Origin of the sequence: Mycobacterium sp. 155, from assembly GCF_000373905.1 — a bacterium.
GTDB lineage: Bacteria > Actinomycetota > Actinomycetes > Mycobacteriales > Mycobacteriaceae > Mycobacterium.
In genome coordinates, this window is the sequence record NZ_KB892705.1 from 2999481 (window position 1) to 3015047 (window position 15567).

Here is a 15567-nt window from a genome sequence, read left to right on the forward strand (position 1 = left end):
TCGAGGAGACGTGCCTGCGGCAATCGGGCGTGGTCATCGGGCAAGATGTCGGGCATGGACAGTGCTGCCGGCGGTGTGGGTTCTCCCCGAGTGCTCGTGGTGGACGACGACCCCGACGTTCTTGCCTCACTGGAACGCGGGTTGCGGCTGTCCGGGTTCGAAGTGTCGACAGCAGTCGACGGCGCCGAAGCGCTGCGCAGCGCCACCGAAACCCGGCCGGACGCCATCGTGCTCGACATCAACATGCCAGTGCTCGACGGTGTCAGCGTGGTGACCGCGCTGCGCGCGATGGACAACGACGTTCCGGTGTGCGTGCTTTCGGCGCGCAGCAGCGTCGACGACCGGGTGGCCGGGCTGGAGGCGGGTGCGGACGACTATCTCGTGAAACCGTTCGTGCTGGCCGAGTTGGTGGCACGGGTCAAGGCCCTGCTGCGCCGGCGCGGCTCGTCGGCAACGTTCTCGTCGGAGACCATCCAGGTGGGTCCGCTGGAAGTGGACATCCCGGGCCGGCGCGCACGGGTCAACGGGATCGACGTGGATCTGACCAAGCGCGAATTCGACCTGCTGGCCGTGCTGGCCGAACACAAGACCGCGGTCCTGTCACGGGCCCAGTTGCTCGAGCTCGTCTGGGGTTACGACTTTGCCGCCGACACCAACGTCGTCGACGTGTTCATCGGATATCTGCGCCGCAAGCTGGAGGCCGGCGGCGCACCCCGCTTGTTGCACACCGTGCGCGGTGTGGGCTTCGTCCTGAGGACCCAGTAACGCCATGACGAGCGCTTGCGCGAGGAATCAACGACCCATGACGAGCGCTTGCGCGAGGAATCAACGACCCATGACGAGCGCTTGCGCGAGGAATCAACGACCCATGACGAGCGCTTGCGCGAGGAATCAACGGCCATGAGCCCACTCACCCGGATCTTCCGCCGCACCCCTTCGCTGCGGACCCGGGTGGCGTTCGCGACGGCGATCGGCGCTGCCATCGTCGTCGTCATCGTCGGCACCATCGTGTGGGTCGGCATCACCAACGACCGCAAGGAGCGGCTGGACCGCCGCCTCGATGAGGCGGCCGGGTTCGCCGTTCCGTTCCTGCCGCGCGGTCTGCACGAGATCCCGCGCTCCCCCAACGAACAGGACGCCGTCATCACCGTCCGGCAAGCCGGCGACGTCACGTCCAATTCGACGGTGGTGCTGCCCGAGCTGCCCGCCGGATACGCCGACACCTACATCGACGGTGTGCGTTGGCGCGTGCGCACGGTACAGATTCCCGCACCCGGACCGATGTGGGTGGCCGTCGGGGCCACCTACGATGCCACCATCGCCGACACCAACAACCTGCACCGTCGGGTGATCGTGATCTGCGTGTTCGCCATCGGCGCGGCGACCGTGCTGGGTTGGGTGCTGACCGCTTTCGCGGTGCGTCCGCTCAAACGCCTCGCCCAGCAGACCCGTCAGATCGACGCCGGCGACGAGGCACCCGACGTCGAGGTCCGCGGGGCCACCGAGGCCGTCGAGATCGCCGACGCCGTCAACGGCATGCTCCAACGCATCTGGTCCGAGCAGGACCGCACCAAGGCCGCGCTGGCCTCGGCTCGCGACTTCGCCGCGGTGTCGGCACACGAGTTGCGCACGCCGCTCACCGCGATGCGAACCAATCTGGAGGTGCTGGCCACCCTCGACCTGCCCGACGAGCAGCGCGAGGAAGTCGTCAACGACGTCATCCGCACCCAGTCGCGGATCGAAGCGACGCTGGGCGCGCTGGAACGGCTCGCCCAGGGAGAGCTGACCACGACCGACGACCACGTCACCGTCGACATCACCGAGCTGCTGGACCGAGCCGCTCACGACGCCAGGCGGATATACCCGGATCTCGATGTGTCCCAAGCCCCCACACCCACGGTCATCATCGTCGGACTGCCGACGGGGCTGCGTCTTGCGGTGGACAACGCCATCGCCAACGCCGTCAAGCACGGTGGGGCGACCCGCGTGCAACTGTCGGCCGTGAGCTCACGCGCCGGGGTGGAGATCGCCATCGACGACGACGGTGTCGGCGTGCCCGAGGAGGAACGGACGGTGGTGTTCGACCGGTTCTCGCGGGGCTCGACGGCGTCCCGCTTGGGTTCGGGCCTCGGCCTGGCACTGGTGGCCCAGCAGGCCGAGTTACACGGCGGGACAGCCAGTTTGGAATCGAGTCCGCTGGGTGGTGCCCGGCTGATACTGCGCCTGCCGGGGCCTCACTAGCCTGGCACCACCCCGGCCTCGTCAGCGAACAGCGAGCAAATCGATGACGAAGATCAGCGTCTTACCTGACAGCCTGTGCCCGGAACCGGCAGGGCCGTACGCCTGCGCGGGCGGGATCACCAGTTTGCGACGTCCACCGACCCGCATGCCCGGGATGCCGTCCTGCCAGCCCTGGATCAGTCCGCGCAGCGGGAACTCGATCGACTCGCCACGATTCCACGAGCTGTCGAATTCCTCACCGGTGTCGTACTCGACGCCGAGATAGTGCACCTCGACGTTTCCACCGGGTACCGCCTCGGCACCGTCGCCGACCACCACGTCGGTGATCACAAGTTCGGCGGGAGCCGGGCCGTCCGGAAATTCGATCTCAGGTTTTGTACTCACCGGACCAACCGTAGTCGGGCAGACTGACCCGGTGGCCAAAGACCAGGACATCCTCGCCGAAGTTCACCGACTCGTCGCCGAGGAGCAGGAGCTGCGGGCCAGACTGCAGCGCAGGGAAATCGACGAAACCGACGAGCGTCAGCGGCTGCATACGCTGGAGGTCGCCCTCGACCAGTGCTGGGACCTGCTGCGGCAACGCAGGGCACTGCGCGAGACCGGACACGACCCGCGGGAGGCCCAGGTACGTCCGGCCGACGAGGTCGAGGGCTACCGGGGCTGAGCAGGCGAGTCGATGACCGAGAACCCATTCGATGCCGTCATCGTCGGCGGCGGGCACAACGGCCTGGTGGCCGCCGCGTACCTGGCCCGTGCGGGACGTCGGGTACAGGTGCTCGAACGCCTGGACCACGTAGGTGGAGCAGCGGTGTCCGCACACGCCTTCGACGGCGTGGATGCTCGGTTGTCGCGTTATTCGTATCTGGTCAGCCTGCTGCCGCGGCGCATCGTCGACGATCTCGGCGCCCGAATCCGGCTGGCGCGGCGCACCTACGCGTCCTACACCCCTGATCCCGGTACCGGCGGACGGACAGGCCTGCTCATCGGGCCCCATTCGTCGTTCGCCGCCATCGGGGCCGAGGCCGACGCTGCCGGTTTCGAAGAGTTCTACCGCCGCGCGGCGCTGATCACCAAGAAGATCTGGCCGACGCTGTTACAGCCGCTGCAGACGCGGGAACAGCTGCGCAGCCAGATACTGGCCGGCCAGGACAGCGATGCCGCGGCTGTTTGGGAGGCACTGATCGACCGGCCGATCGGCGCGGCGATCACCGAAGCGGTCGACAACGATCTGGTCCGCGGGGTGCTCGCCACCGACGCCCTGATCGGCACCTTCGCCGACCTGGACGATCCCACGCTCGTCCAGAACGTCTGCTTCCTCTATCACCTGGCGGGCGGCGGCACTGGCGACTGGGATGTCCCGATCGGCGGTATGGGTGCGGTCACCGGCGCGCTGGCCGCCGCCGCGGAGGGATTCGGCGCCGAAATCGTCACCGGCGCCGACGTTTACTCGGTCACGCCGGACGGCGAGGTGCGCTACCGCAAGGACGGGGCAGCGCGCCGGGTCGGGGCCGACGTGGTGCTGGCCAACGTGACGCCCACTGTGCTGGCCGGGCTACTCGGCGAACCGACGCCCGAGACCGCGCCGGGCGCGCAGGTGAAGGTCAATCTGATGCTGCACCGACTGCCTCGGTTGCGCGACGAGAACGTGACGCCGCAGCAGGCTTTCGGCGGCACGTTCCACATCAACGAGACGTACAGCCAGCTCGGGAATGCCTATCGCGCAGCGGCCGAAGGCTCGGTGCCCGATCCCCTGCCCTGTGAAATCTACTGTCATTCGCTCACCGATCCGACGATCCTGTCCGAGCGACTGCGCGCCGCGGGCGCCCAGACGTTGACGGTGTTCGGCCTGCACACGCCACACGCGCTGGCAGCTGGTGACCCCGACCGCATGCGCGACAGGTTGACCTCTGCCGTTCTCAATTCACTGAATTCCGTTCTGGCCGAACCGATTCAGGATGTCCTCATGGAGGATTCGGCAGGCCGGTTGTGCATCGAGGCGAAGACCACCGCCGACCTGGACGCAACGCTGGGCATGACGGCGGGCAACATCTTCCACGGCGCGCTGCGCTGGCCGTTCGCCGAGGACGACGAGCCACTGGACACCCCGGCACGCCGCTGGGGCGTCGCGACCGCCCATGATCGGATCTTGTTGTGCGGCTCCGGATCCCACCGAGGTGGTGCGGTCTCGGGCATCGGCGGGCACAACGCGGCGATGGCCGTGTTGGAGGCCTGACGCGGCAGTGTCAGCTCGGCGAGATCTTGGCGAGGATGGCGCGCAAGGTGTCGAGTTCGTCGGCGTCGAGCCGGGTCAGCACGTCTGGCGCCGGGTCGTCCACCGCGTCGATCTGGTCCACCACGGCCCGGCCGGCCTCGGTCAGCGACACCGTCTTGCAGCGTCGGTTGGCCGGATCGACCGTGCGGACCACCAGGCCGCGCTCTTCGAGATCGTTGACCGCCACCGTGGCCGCCGGCGCATCGACAGTGGCGGCGTGGGCCAGCTGTTTGACCGTCATCGGTTGCCGGACCAGCCGGCGCAGGATACGGATCCGGCTGAACGGCAGGCCGCTGCGCTCGATCACCGCGCGCTTCCAGCTGTCTCGGTTGTCGAACACCAGGGCCGTCAACGCACGCCATACCTCGTCGGCGGTCGCCTGCATTCCCGGCAGCTGGACCTGCTCATCCGACATGAACTACCTCCGACGGTCGGTGGTGCTCGCCGATCAACGGCGCCAGCTTTTCGGCGGACCGCAGCGCACGTCCCGAGGTCGACACGATACCGAGCACAATGATCACCAAACCCAGTGCGGCACAGACATACCACAACGGCCTGGCGGCGACAGCGAAGTCGCCGCCGACGGCCGCCAGGGCGCTACCCGCCACCGAACCGCACAGCGCCACGCCGATGCTGACGCCGACCTGCCGGCTCGTCGAGGCCACTGCCGAAGCGGCACCGGCCCTATCCAGCGGCATACCGCTGACCGCGGTGGTGGTGATGGGCGCGTTGACCATCGAGAAACCGACGCCGAAGACCGCGAAGATCACCAGCAGTTGCCATACCGGGGTGTGGGCGCTCAGCCGAGCCAGCATCAGCGTCGCCGCGGTGATCATCGTTCCGGACACCAACAGGGACGGCTGGCTGCCGAACCTGCCCACCAGACGCCCCGACACCGGCGAAAAGATCAGTGCGCCAACAGCGACCGGCAGATAGATCAGACCGGTGTGCATGGCCGAATAGCCGCGTTCCTCTTGCAGATACAGCGACATCATGAACAGGAACGCACCGTAGGCGGCGAACGCGCACACGGCGACCAGGGTGGCCGATGCGAACGGGATGCTGCGGAAGAAGCGCAGGTCGATGAACGGGTCGCGGCGCCGCGACTCGTAGCGCAGGAAGCCGGCGAAGGCGACCAGGGCGACGACACCGACGGCGAGCGTGCGGGGATTGGTCCAGCCCAAGCCCGGACCCTCGATGAGCAGGAAGACGACGCCGAACAGGAACGCGACACCGAGCGCCTGACCGATCGGGTCGACGTCGCGCATCGTCGCGGATTTGGATTCCGGCACGAAGATCGCGGTCAGCAAGATCGCCAGGGCGCAGATGGGCAGGTTGATCCAGAACACCGAACGCCAGTCGACGTATTCGATCAGTGCTCCACCGACGATGGGGCCCAACGCCATCGAGATGCCGACCACGCCGCCCCACACGCCGATGGCGCGAGCACGTTCGACGCGACCGGTGAACACCTGCGTGATGATCGACATGGCCACCGGGTTGAGCATCGAGCCGCCGATGGCCTGCAGGAGACGGGCCGCGATGAGCAGCTCGATGTTGGGCGCCAGGCTGCACAGCAGGGACGCCAGCGCGAAGACGGTCAAACCGAGCTGGAAGGTGCGACGACGGCCGAACCGGTCGGCTGTCGCGCCGGACAGCAGCAGCAATGAAGCCAGCACCAGGGTGTAGACGTCGATCACCCATTGCAGTTGTGAGGGCGAGGCGCCGAAAGCAGACCGGATGCTCGGAATCGCAACGTTGACGATGGTGGCGTCCATCGACACGATCAGCAGGCTCAGGCAGCAGGAGATCAAGATGATCGCCTTGCGCCGAGCGCCGAGGACACCGATGGCTGTATTCACACAACTATTGTGAAACTACAATTGTCTCGCGGCAAGTCCGATGTCCGAGACAATCGTCACCGTGAACATTGCGCGAGCAGACGCCAAGGTCCCCGAAACCGGCGTTTTGGGGGACCTTGGCGTCTGCTCGGCGAAAGAAGTCAGCGGGTGCCGATGTCGATGTAGTCACGCTCGGTGTAGCCCGTGTAGACCTGGCGCGGACGGCCGATCTTGTTCGGCTCGCTGTGCATCTCCCGCCAGTGTGCGATCCAGCCCGGCAGTCGGCCCAGCGCGAACAGCACCGTGAACATGCGGGTCGGGAAGCCCATGGCCCGGTAGATGACGCCGGTGTAGAAGTCGACGTTCGGGTAGAGCTTGCGCTCGATGAAGAAATCGTCGGTCAGCGCGACCTCTTCGAGCGACTTCGCGATGTCGAGCAGCTCGTCGTCGCCGCCGAGCTTGCCGAGGATCTTGTCAGCCTGCTCTTTGACGATGCGGGCACGCGGGTCGTAGTTCTTGTAGACGCGGTGCCCGAAGCCCATCAGCTTCACGCCGTCGTCGCGGTTCTTGACCTTCTTGACGAAGTCGCGAACGTCGCTGTGCTCTGTGCGGATCTTCTCCAACATCTCCAGCACGGCCTGGTTGGCGCCACCGTGCAGCGGACCCCACAGCGCATTGATACCGCCGGAGATCGACGTGAACAGGTTGGCCTGCGACGAACCCACGAGCCGCACCGTCGACGTAGAACAGTTCTGCTCGTGATCGGCATGGAGGATCAGCAGCATGTCGAGCGCCCGGACCAGCTCGGGATCGACCTCGTACGGTTCGGCCGGGAATCCGAACGTCATGCGCAGGAAGTTCTCCACCAGGCTCAGCGAATTGTCCGGGTACAGGAACGGCTGGCCCTCGGACTTCTTGTACGCGTAGGCGGCAATGGTCGGCAGTTTCGCCAGCAGCCGGATCGTGGACAGCTCGACCTGCCTCTTGTCGAGCGGATCCAGCGAATCCTGGTAGTAGGCGCTCAGCGCGTTGACGGCGCTGGAGAGCACCGGCATCGGATGCGCATTGCGGGGGAACCCGTCGAAGAACCGTTTGAGATCCTCGTGCAGCAAAGTATGCCGCTGGATCCGGTTGGTGAACTGCTCCAGCTGCTCGGCGGTTGGCAGCTCACCATAGATCAGTAGGTAGCTGACCTCGATGAAGTTCGACTTCTCCGCCAGCTGCTCGATCGGGATACCCCGGTAACGCAGGATGCCTGCGTCACCGTCGATGTAGGTGATGGCTGATTTGGTGGAGGCGGTGTTGACGAAGCCACCGTCGAAGGTGGTGTACCCGGTCTCGGACAGCAACGGCCCCAACGCAATGCCGTCCGAGCCCTCGGTGGCGTGAACGATTTCCAGGTCAAGCTCGCCACCGGGGTACTTGAGGGTGGCGTGCTCCTGCTCACCCGACGGGTTTTCGGCCACGGGATTCCCTTCGTCCTATTTGGGAAGTCGTTGCGAACCTTACGACTGCTCTACCAAAAGGTAGTCGCATTCAGTCGGCGTTGCCCGCGTGGGGCTGCCAACTCCTCACGCCTGGCGGCGCACGCTCTGCCGTCACCTCAAGAAACTCGGCAGCCGTCGCCGGCCGTTCACACTTTGTCGGGATCTCGCAGGTCGGCGGGCGCCGAAACGGGGGCGACCCGGTAACGCACGAACACCGGTACCGCCAGCGCAGCGACGAGGACACCGATGACGACGAGCAATCCACCGCCCGCCGCGGCCACCGTCGTGCCTACCATCGCCGCGACCGCGCCGTGTGCCGCGTCGGCCAATCGCGGACCACCGGCGACCACGACGGTGAACACGCCCTGAAGCCGCCCGCGCACATCGTCGGCGGCCGCCTGCTGCAGGATCGTCGACCGGAACGCCGCCGACACCATGTCGGCAGCGCCGCCAACCGCCAAGAAAGCCAAAGCAATCCACAACAGCGTGCCGGCCCGGCCGTGGGCCATCCCACCGGCCACTCCGAATCCGATCATCGCCACCCCCCACACCACGATCGACACCACGACGGCCAGGCCCTGCCTGCGGATCCGCGGCAGCCAGCCCGAGAACACACCACCGAACACCGCCCCGGCGGACATCGCCGCAGCGAGCAGCGCCATCACGGTGCCGCCCTCCACCGGGCCGCCGAAGCTCTGATGGGCCATCTGCGGGAACAACGCCCGGGGCATCCCGAAGATCATCGCGATGAGATCGACGACGAACGACATCAGCACCACCCGGTGCCCCGCCAGATACCGGAAGCCGTCCAGCACCGCAGCGAACCCCCACCTCGCTGAGCCCGCCTCGGTGCTGGTGGCCGGGATCGGGGCCAGCCGGAATGTCGCCCAGATCGGTACCAGACAGGTCAGGGCGTCGATGAGATAGAGCGTGGACAGATCCATCCAGTTGAGCAGCAGACCGGCCAGCAGCGGACCGACGATCGCACCGAACTGGAAGACCGTCATGTTCAGCGAGTTCGCGGCCGGCAACTGGTCGTCGGGCAGCATCCGCGGGATCGCCGCCGATCTGGTCGGGCTGTTGATCGCGAAGAATGCCTGCTGCACCGATAGCAGACCGAGCACCACCCACACGTTGTTCAGTGCCAGCGCCGCTTGCACCCACAACAGCAACGACGCCGCGGCCAGCCCGATCGAGGCGATGATCAGCAGCAGCCTGCGGTCCATCGCGTCGGCCCAGGCCCCACCCCACAGACCGAAGACCACAAGTGGCACCAACGCGAACAAGCCGGCCAACCCGACGTAGGCCGAATTCTGGGTGAGTACATAGAGCTGCACCGGTACCGCGAAGATCGTCAGGTTGGCGCCGATGACGGTCGGTATGCCGGCCACCCACAAGCGCCGGAAGTCGGGGTGGCGCAGCGGGGTGGTGTCGGCGAAGAAGCGTCTCACGGTTTACGGCTGGAGCCGGTCGGCCCGACCGCCGTGTACGCGGATGCGGTTGTGTACCCGATTTTCCCGGCCCTGCCAGAACTCGACGACCTCAGGGCTGATCAGGTAGCCGCCCCAGTTCGGCGGGACCGGAACGGCGTCGAGTTCGGCGAACCGCTCGGTGACCTCGGCCAGCTGGTCCATGAGCGCAGCGCGTGAACCGATGGGAAGGGACTGGTGCGACGCCCAGGCGCCGAGCTGCGATCCTCGGGGCCGTTTCGACCAGTACTCGGCAGTCGTCTCGGCCGACACCTTGGTCACGGGGCCGCGTATATGCACCTGCCGGCCGAGGCCGAACCACGGGAAGGTGGCCGACGCATACGGGTTGGCAGCCAGCTGCACGCCCTTGGCGGAGCCGTAGTTGGTGAAGAAGGTGATACCGGATTCGTCCACGCCCTTGCACAACACCGTGCGGGTCACAGGCCTTCCCCGCTCGTCGACAGTGCCGACCACCATGGCGTTCGGCTCGGCCAGCCCGGCCCGCTGGGCATCCCCCAGCCAGGTGCGCAGGAGCGTCAGCCAGCCCGTCGCGGGATCGTCGCCGAGCCAATGGGCGTCGAGATCGCCGCAGCCGTCCTTCTCCACATACTCGACACGCATCGCCGCCAGATCATGATTGTCCGGTGTAGCCACCGCGCTCACGCTACGCCCGCCCTAGTGCGAGAATCGGGCCATGGCAGCCGTATCGGAAGAGTTCGTCACCGGCCTGGAAGGCGTCGTCGCCTTCACCACCGAGATCGCCGAACCGGATAAAGACGGTGGTGCACTGCGCTACCGCGGTGTCGACATCGAGGAGCTGGTCGACCGGCGGGTCACCTTCGGCAACGTGTGGGGGCTGCTGGTCGATGGCCGGTTCGGTACGGGCCTACCGCCCGCGGAGCCGTTCCCCCTGCCGATCCACAGTGGCGATGTCCGGGTCGACGTCCAGGCCGGGCTGGCGATGCTGGCCCCGATCTGGGGATACGCACCGCTGCTCGACATCGACGATCAGATCGCCCGCGAACAGTTGGCGCGCGCCTCGGTGATGGCGCTGTCCTACGTCGCGCAATCCGCCCGGGGCATCTACCAACCCGCGGTGCCGCAGCGACTCATCGATGAATGCCCCACTGTCACAGCACGTTTCATGACGCGCTGGCAGGGCGATCCGGACCCGCGCCACGTCGAGGCAATCGATGCGTACTGGGTGACCGCAGCGGAGCACGGCATGAACGCCTCGACGTTCACCGCCCGCGTGATCGCCTCGACGGGGGCCGACGTGGCCGCGGCGCTGTCCGGCGCGGTCGGCGCGATGAGCGGCCCACTGCACGGCGGCGCACCGGCCCGCGTACTGCCGATGATCGACGAGGTCGAGCGCACCGGCGATGCGCGGGCCGTGGTCAAGTCGGTCCTGGACAGTGGCGGCAAGCTGATGGGCTTCGGCCACCGGGTGTACCGCGCCGAGGATCCGCGGGCCCGGGTGCTACGAGCCACCGCCAAGCGTCTGCAGGCGCCCCGGTTCGAGGTGGCCGCCGCACTCGAGCAGGCCGCGCTGGCCGAGTTGCGCGAACGTCGGCCCGATCGGGCCATCGAGACCAACGTCGAGTTCTGGGCCGCGGTGATCCTGGACTTCGCCCGCGTGCCCCCGAAGATGATGCCCGCAATGTTCACCTGCGGCCGCACAGCGGGCTGGTGTGCGCACATCCTCGAACAGAAACGTCTCGGCAAACTGGTTCGGCCATCCGCTATCTACGTCGGCCCCGATCCGCGCAGCGTGCAGGACGTCCCCGGCTGGGACGAATTGCCCGTCGCGCGAGCAGCCTCGGTGTGACCTCGGACGTCTTCGCTTCGGCGGCACAGGCTTTCACGCAGTTGGTGCAGTCGCTCCCAGCCACCGCATTGGACGGACCCGGCCTGGACGAATGGGATATGCGGGCCTTGATCGGCCACACCTCGCGGTCGTTGATTACGGTCAGCACGTACCTGCACGCTCCCGCCACCCACGAGGATGTGTCCAGCGCGGTCGAGTACTACGTGAAGATCCGCGACTATATGTCCGGCAGCGGCGCCGCGGCCATCGTGGAGCGCGGCAGGCAGGCGGGTCGCGACCTGGGTGTCGATCCGGTCGCCACGGTCGAGCAGCTGGTGGCTCGCGCGCTCGATGACCGCGTTGACTCATCAAAAATGTCCGTTTCGTTGATTCGTTGCCTCATGTGACAGTGCCCGGTTGCGGCGTGTCGTTGCGGTGGTGGGGTGGGGGTGGGTTAGCGCCGGGGGATGGGGTTGACGTTGACGGAGCGCACGGCGGTGACCAGGGCGATCGCGGTGCGGTATGTGCAGGCGAGTCGGGACGAGAAGTCCCGGATTCTCGATGAGTTGTGTGCCACGACGGGCTGGCATCGCGATCATGCCCGCAAGGCGTTGCGGGGTGCGCTGCGGCCGCGGGTGGTGCGGGCGCGGCGGCCCCGGCCCCCGACCTATGGCCCGGAAGTCATTGAGGCCCTGGTGTTGTGCTGGAAGGTGGTGGGGATGCCGGCCGGTAAGCGGTTGGCGGAGGTCTTGGGTGAGTTGGTGGTGGTACTGCGCCGGTGCGGGGAGTTGGTCATCGACGATGCCACGGCAGGGTTGTTGGCGGGGATGTCGGCGGCCACCATTGATCGTCGACTGGCTCCGGAACGGAAGAAACACCAGCTTAAGGGTCGTTGCCGGACGAAACCGGGCACGTTGCTCAAGAGTCAGATCCCGGTGCGCACTTGGGCGGCGTGGGACGATGCGGTGCCGGGGTTCGTCGAGATCGATCTGGTCAGCCATGACGGTGGGGTGGTCACCGGGGTGCATGCCTACACGTTGACGGTCACCGACATCGCCACCGGTTGGACCGAGACCCGCAGCGTGTTGGGCAAAGGCGAGAAACGGGTGATGGTCGCGTTGAGTGAGATCGCGGCGGGGATGCCGTTCCCGATCCGGGGGGTGGATTCGGACAATGGGTCGGAGTTCATCAACTTCACCCTGTTGGAGTGGTGCCGAACGCGGCATATCACCTTCACTCGGTCGCGGGTGGGCAACAAGAACGATGGTTGTCACGTCGAGCAGAAGAACTGGACCACGGTGCGGGTCCTGGTGGGCTATCACCGCTACGACACGGCCGCAGAGGTGGTGTTACTCAACAAGATCTGGGTATTGCAGTCGTTGTTGGGCAACTATTTCTCCCCGCAGCAGAAACTCAAGTCGAAGGTCCGTCGGGGTTCCAAGGTGACCAAGAGGTATCACAAGGCCGCCACCCCGTACCGTCGGGCCCAGGCCCATGCGGTGGTCACCGCCGAGGAGGTCAAACACCTGGCCGAGATCTACGCCGGGCTCAATCCCGCCGCCCTGCAACGTCACATTCAAGCGTTGTGCGCTGAGCTGCTCACGGTGACCACCAGCAAAGCCGGTCCCCGACCGATCGCCCGCCTGGGGCGGGCACCGGTGGCTGAGGCAACGAATATTTCCACCCCCAACGCCTGAACCCGGACACCACCAATTGAGGCAACGATCACCGCCGGGCATTGTCCAATTGAGGCAACGAATCCCCCCGCGGGCATATTGACATGAGGCAACAGGATGACCTCAACGGCGTCGGCGATCCGCTGATCGCCGTGATCGGCGGCCTGGGCATCCGGTTGAGCGCCTACCTACAGACCCGGGTCTTCGAGCTGACTGTGCACAGCCTCGACATCGCGGCCGCGGCCGGGATCACGGCAGACCTGCCGCCCGAGGCGCTGGAGGCGGCTGCCGTGTTGGCCGCTCGGATCTCGGTGGCACTCGGGCAGGGTGAAACGGTGTTGCGGGCACTCACGGGCCGGGCCCCACTGCCGTGTCCCTTCTCTGTCACCTGAATGTCAGACCCCCGTGCTTGCATGGGAGGTATCGCGATGAGATCTGTCCGCCCGGCAGGTCTGCATCGAGGTCCGCTCACAACGAGACAGGAGTCCGCACCATGGCCATCGAAGTAACCCCCGCAGTAATCCCGCATCTCGTCGTCGACGACGCCGCTGCTGCTATCGACTTCTACGTCAAGGCATTTGGCGCTACTGAGCTGGGCCGGATACCTGGTCCCGACGGCAAGCTCGTCCATGCCGCTCTCACCGTCAACGGCTCGACCCTGATGCTCAATGATGATTTCCCGGAATTCAACAATGGAAAATCGACGACGCCGAAGGCACTCGGCGGCACACCCGTCACCATTCACCTGACCGTCACCGACGTCGAGGCGCGCTTCGCTCAGGCTGTCGAGGCCGGCGCCGAGGTAGTTATGCCGCTGGCGGACCAGTTCTGGGGCGACCGCTACGGCATGGTGCGTGACCCGTTCGGGCACCAGTGGTCGTTGGGTCAGCCGGTGCGCGAGGTGAGCCCGGAGGAGATCGCGGCAGCGATGCAGAGCATGCAGTAGCTTGTGCGTCACGCTGGAGCGCTGCTCGACGACGAGAGCCGCTCCAGCGTGACACGGGTACCGGCCCAGGCACCGGTGTCAGCTCAGTGTGCGTACAGGGATGCGGTGAGGCGCTGACGCAGAGTGCGTTTCGGTGCTGTCGCGGCGGCCGCCAGCATGGCCTCGACCGTGGTGAACTTGTCGCGCGGACGCTCGTCGCCACCGCGTGCGATCTCAGCCGCATCGATGGCGCGCCACCCCGCGGCATCGATCGCGTCGGGCTGACGATCATGTACGAGCCTGTCCAGGTCCGCCGGCTTATGCGCCGGATCGGTCAGCGCGCCGACGTTGTAGTCGGCAACCAGGCGGTGCACGGTCTCCGATGCACACGACTTGTTGGTACCGATGAACCCGGTGGGCCCACGCTTGATCCAGCCCGCCACATAGGCGCCGCGTACCGGTTCACCCGTCACCGGGTCGACCACTCGGCCCCCGTCGTTGGGCACGACTGCGGCGCGGTCGTCGAACGGCAACCCGTCAATGGCCTTGCCGCGGTAGCCGATCGAGGTGAGCACGAGCCCGGCGTCGATAGTGCACGACTGGTCGGTGCCGGTCAGACCGAACTCGATACCGGTGGTCTTGTCCTCGCCCACCACGCGCTGCGGGGTCAGCTGGTAGGCCAACCGGATTCGCGGCCGCGTGATCGGGGCAGACGCGTCACCGAGCTTGGCCAGGATCTCCAGCTTGGCGCGGGTGAGTGCATCGGGCCCACCGCGCACGTAAGGAGCAGAAGCCGGCTCGGGCACGTGAGGAGCAGGATCAGCCAGGTCACGCATCACCAGATCGTGATCGGCCGCGCTCAGTACCACCTCGCAGGTGGTGGTCAGCCCGATCAGCTCGGGCAGGGTGAACGCCGAGGACACCGGGCCGCGTCGAGCCGCGATCACCACCTCCTGCACCCGCGAACTGCGCAGAGCAGCCAGCGCGTGATCGGAGATGTCGGTGCGCGCCAACACGTCCGGGTCGGTCGTCAGGATCCGGGCGACGTCGAATGCGACATTGCCGTTGCCGATGATCACGACCCGCTCGTGGCTCAGATCCACCGGAAGATCGGTGAAGTCGGGATGACCATTGATCCAGGCCACCATCTCGGTGGCGGTTCCCGTACCCGGCCGGCCCATGCCGTCGATGTCCAGGCGCCGGTCGTTAGGGGCACCCACGGCGTACAGCACGGCGTGATGATGCTCCAGCAGCTCGGCGTGGGTCAGGTGCTTGCCCACCTCGACATTGAGGAAGAACCGCAGGTTGCGGTGCTTGCCGATGGTGTCGAACAGCCGAGTCACCCGCTTGGTGCTCTGGTGGTCGGGGGCGACGCCGGCGCGCACCAGACCATAGGGCGTCGGGAGCTTCTCGAAGACGTTGACTCGCACGCCTTTTTGCGTCAACAGCTCGTCGGCGGCGTACATCGCAGCGGGCCCCGAACCCACGATCGCCACGGTCAGCGGGCGCCCGGTGAGCCGGTCGATCTTGGGTGCGTCGAGCACCGGTGCCAGTTTTGACGTCGGCGGCAGCTTGCCGTCCCTCTTGGGGTAGAACGCCGCGTTGAGCTCGATGAAGGGCAGCTGCTTGTCGGTCAGCCGGGTGTCGGGCCCGATGGCGCCGACCGGGCACGCGCTGACGCACGCACCGCAGTCGACACACGCATCGGGATCGATGTAGAGCATCTCGGCGGTCGCGAAGCCCGGCTCATCCGGTGACGGATGGATGCAGTTGACCGGGCACGCATAGACACAGGACCCGTCGCTGCAACACGACTGGGTGATCACATGAGGCACAGCGAGGCTTTCGT

15 protein-coding genes and 1 pseudogene are annotated in these 15567 nt (G+C 66.6%); 9 read left to right on the forward strand and 7 right to left on the reverse strand.

The features are described from left to right. The first annotated feature begins 45 nt into the window (after positions 1-45). Both prrA and B133_RS0114315 read left to right on the forward strand, forming a co-directional pair. Complete coding sequence (gene prrA / locus B133_RS0114310; RefSeq protein ID WP_081618228.1) at positions 46-765, forward strand: two-component system response regulator PrrA; 720 nt, start codon at positions 46-48, stop codon at positions 763-765. A gap of 135 nt (positions 766-900) precedes the next feature. Then, entirely contained in the window at positions 901-2241 is a 1341-nt protein-coding gene (locus tag B133_RS0114315; protein ID WP_018602017.1) for a HAMP domain-containing sensor histidine kinase, read from the forward strand. A gap of 21 nt (positions 2242-2262) precedes the next feature. On the opposite strand, the gene B133_RS0114320 is transcribed toward B133_RS0114315, so the two are convergent. After that, entirely contained in the window at positions 2263-2625 is a 363-nt protein-coding gene (locus tag B133_RS0114320) for an FKBP-type peptidyl-prolyl cis-trans isomerase (protein ID WP_018602019.1), read from the reverse strand. Positions 2626-2656: 31 nt separating this feature from the next. Between B133_RS0114320 and B133_RS0114325 the strand changes: the two genes are divergently transcribed. Together B133_RS0114325 and B133_RS0114330 are read left to right on the forward strand one after the other, a co-directional pair. Then, positions 2657-2905 (forward strand): DUF2630 family protein, encoded by a 249-nt coding sequence (locus tag B133_RS0114325; protein ID WP_018602021.1) that lies wholly within the window; start codon positions 2657-2659, stop codon positions 2903-2905. Between the two features lie 12 nt (positions 2906-2917). Continuing rightward, entirely contained in the window at positions 2918-4474 is a 1557-nt protein-coding gene (locus B133_RS0114330; protein ID WP_018602023.1) for an NAD(P)/FAD-dependent oxidoreductase, read from the forward strand. Positions 4475-4484: 10 nt separating this feature from the next. Here B133_RS0114330 and B133_RS0114335 read toward each other — a convergent pair whose 3' ends face one another. The 5 genes from B133_RS0114335 to pdxH all read right to left on the reverse strand — a co-directional run bounded on the left by B133_RS0114335 (position 4485) and on the right by pdxH (position 9964). Beyond that, entirely contained in the window at positions 4485-4928 is a 444-nt protein-coding gene (locus B133_RS0114335; RefSeq protein ID WP_018602025.1) for a MarR family winged helix-turn-helix transcriptional regulator, read from the reverse strand. Further along, positions 4918-6375, reverse strand: a complete 1458-nt coding sequence (locus B133_RS0114340) for an MFS transporter (protein WP_018602027.1) — start codon at positions 6373-6375, stop codon at positions 4918-4920. Before B133_RS0114340 ends, B133_RS0114335 begins: the two co-directional genes overlap by 11 nt. Before the next feature lie 140 nt (positions 6376-6515). After that, complete coding sequence (locus B133_RS0114345; protein WP_018602029.1) at positions 6516-7820, reverse strand: citrate synthase; 1305 nt, start codon at positions 7818-7820, stop codon at positions 6516-6518. A gap of 167 nt (positions 7821-7987) precedes the next feature. Further along, the gene (locus B133_RS0114350) at positions 7988-9292 is read right to left on the reverse strand and encodes an MFS transporter (RefSeq protein ID WP_018602032.1); all 1305 of its coding nucleotides are present in this window, start codon (positions 9290-9292) and stop codon (positions 7988-7990) included. A 3-nt stretch (positions 9293-9295) separates the two neighbouring features. Beyond that, a complete protein-coding gene (gene pdxH / locus B133_RS0114355; protein ID WP_026256440.1) occupies positions 9296-9964 on the reverse strand; it encodes a pyridoxamine 5'-phosphate oxidase in 669 nt (222 codons plus the stop codon). Positions 9965-10004: 40 nt separating this feature from the next. Here pdxH and B133_RS0114360 point away from each other — a divergent pair, with 40 nt between their 5' ends. From B133_RS0114360 to B133_RS0114380, 5 genes and pseudogenes are all read left to right on the forward strand, one after another. Continuing rightward, positions 10005-11138, forward strand: coding sequence for a citrate synthase 2 (locus B133_RS0114360; RefSeq protein ID WP_018602036.1), 1134 nt, complete (start codon positions 10005-10007; stop codon positions 11136-11138). After that, complete coding sequence (locus B133_RS22825) at positions 11135-11524, forward strand: maleylpyruvate isomerase N-terminal domain-containing protein (protein WP_018602037.1); 390 nt, start codon at positions 11135-11137, stop codon at positions 11522-11524. The genes B133_RS0114360 and B133_RS22825 overlap by 4 nt, the downstream gene beginning before the upstream one ends. Before the next feature lie 60 nt (positions 11525-11584). Continuing rightward, complete coding sequence (locus B133_RS0114370; RefSeq protein WP_018602038.1) at positions 11585-12814, forward strand: DDE-type integrase/transposase/recombinase; 1230 nt, start codon at positions 11585-11587, stop codon at positions 12812-12814. 98 nt (positions 12815-12912) lie between these two features. Then, positions 12913-13185 (forward strand): annotated as a pseudogene (locus B133_RS22830) (mycothiol maleylpyruvate isomerase); the annotation flags it as partial. 101 nt (positions 13186-13286) lie between these two features. Beyond that, on the forward strand, positions 13287-13739 hold the full coding sequence (locus B133_RS0114380; protein WP_018602041.1) for a VOC family protein: 453 nt from the start codon (positions 13287-13289) through the stop codon (positions 13737-13739). 83 nt (positions 13740-13822) lie between these two features. Here B133_RS0114380 and B133_RS0114385 read toward each other — a convergent pair whose 3' ends face one another. Then, positions 13823-15553 (reverse strand): 4Fe-4S binding protein, encoded by a 1731-nt coding sequence (locus B133_RS0114385; protein ID WP_026256441.1) that lies wholly within the window; start codon positions 15551-15553, stop codon positions 13823-13825. Between the last annotated feature and the right edge of the window lie 14 nt (positions 15554-15567).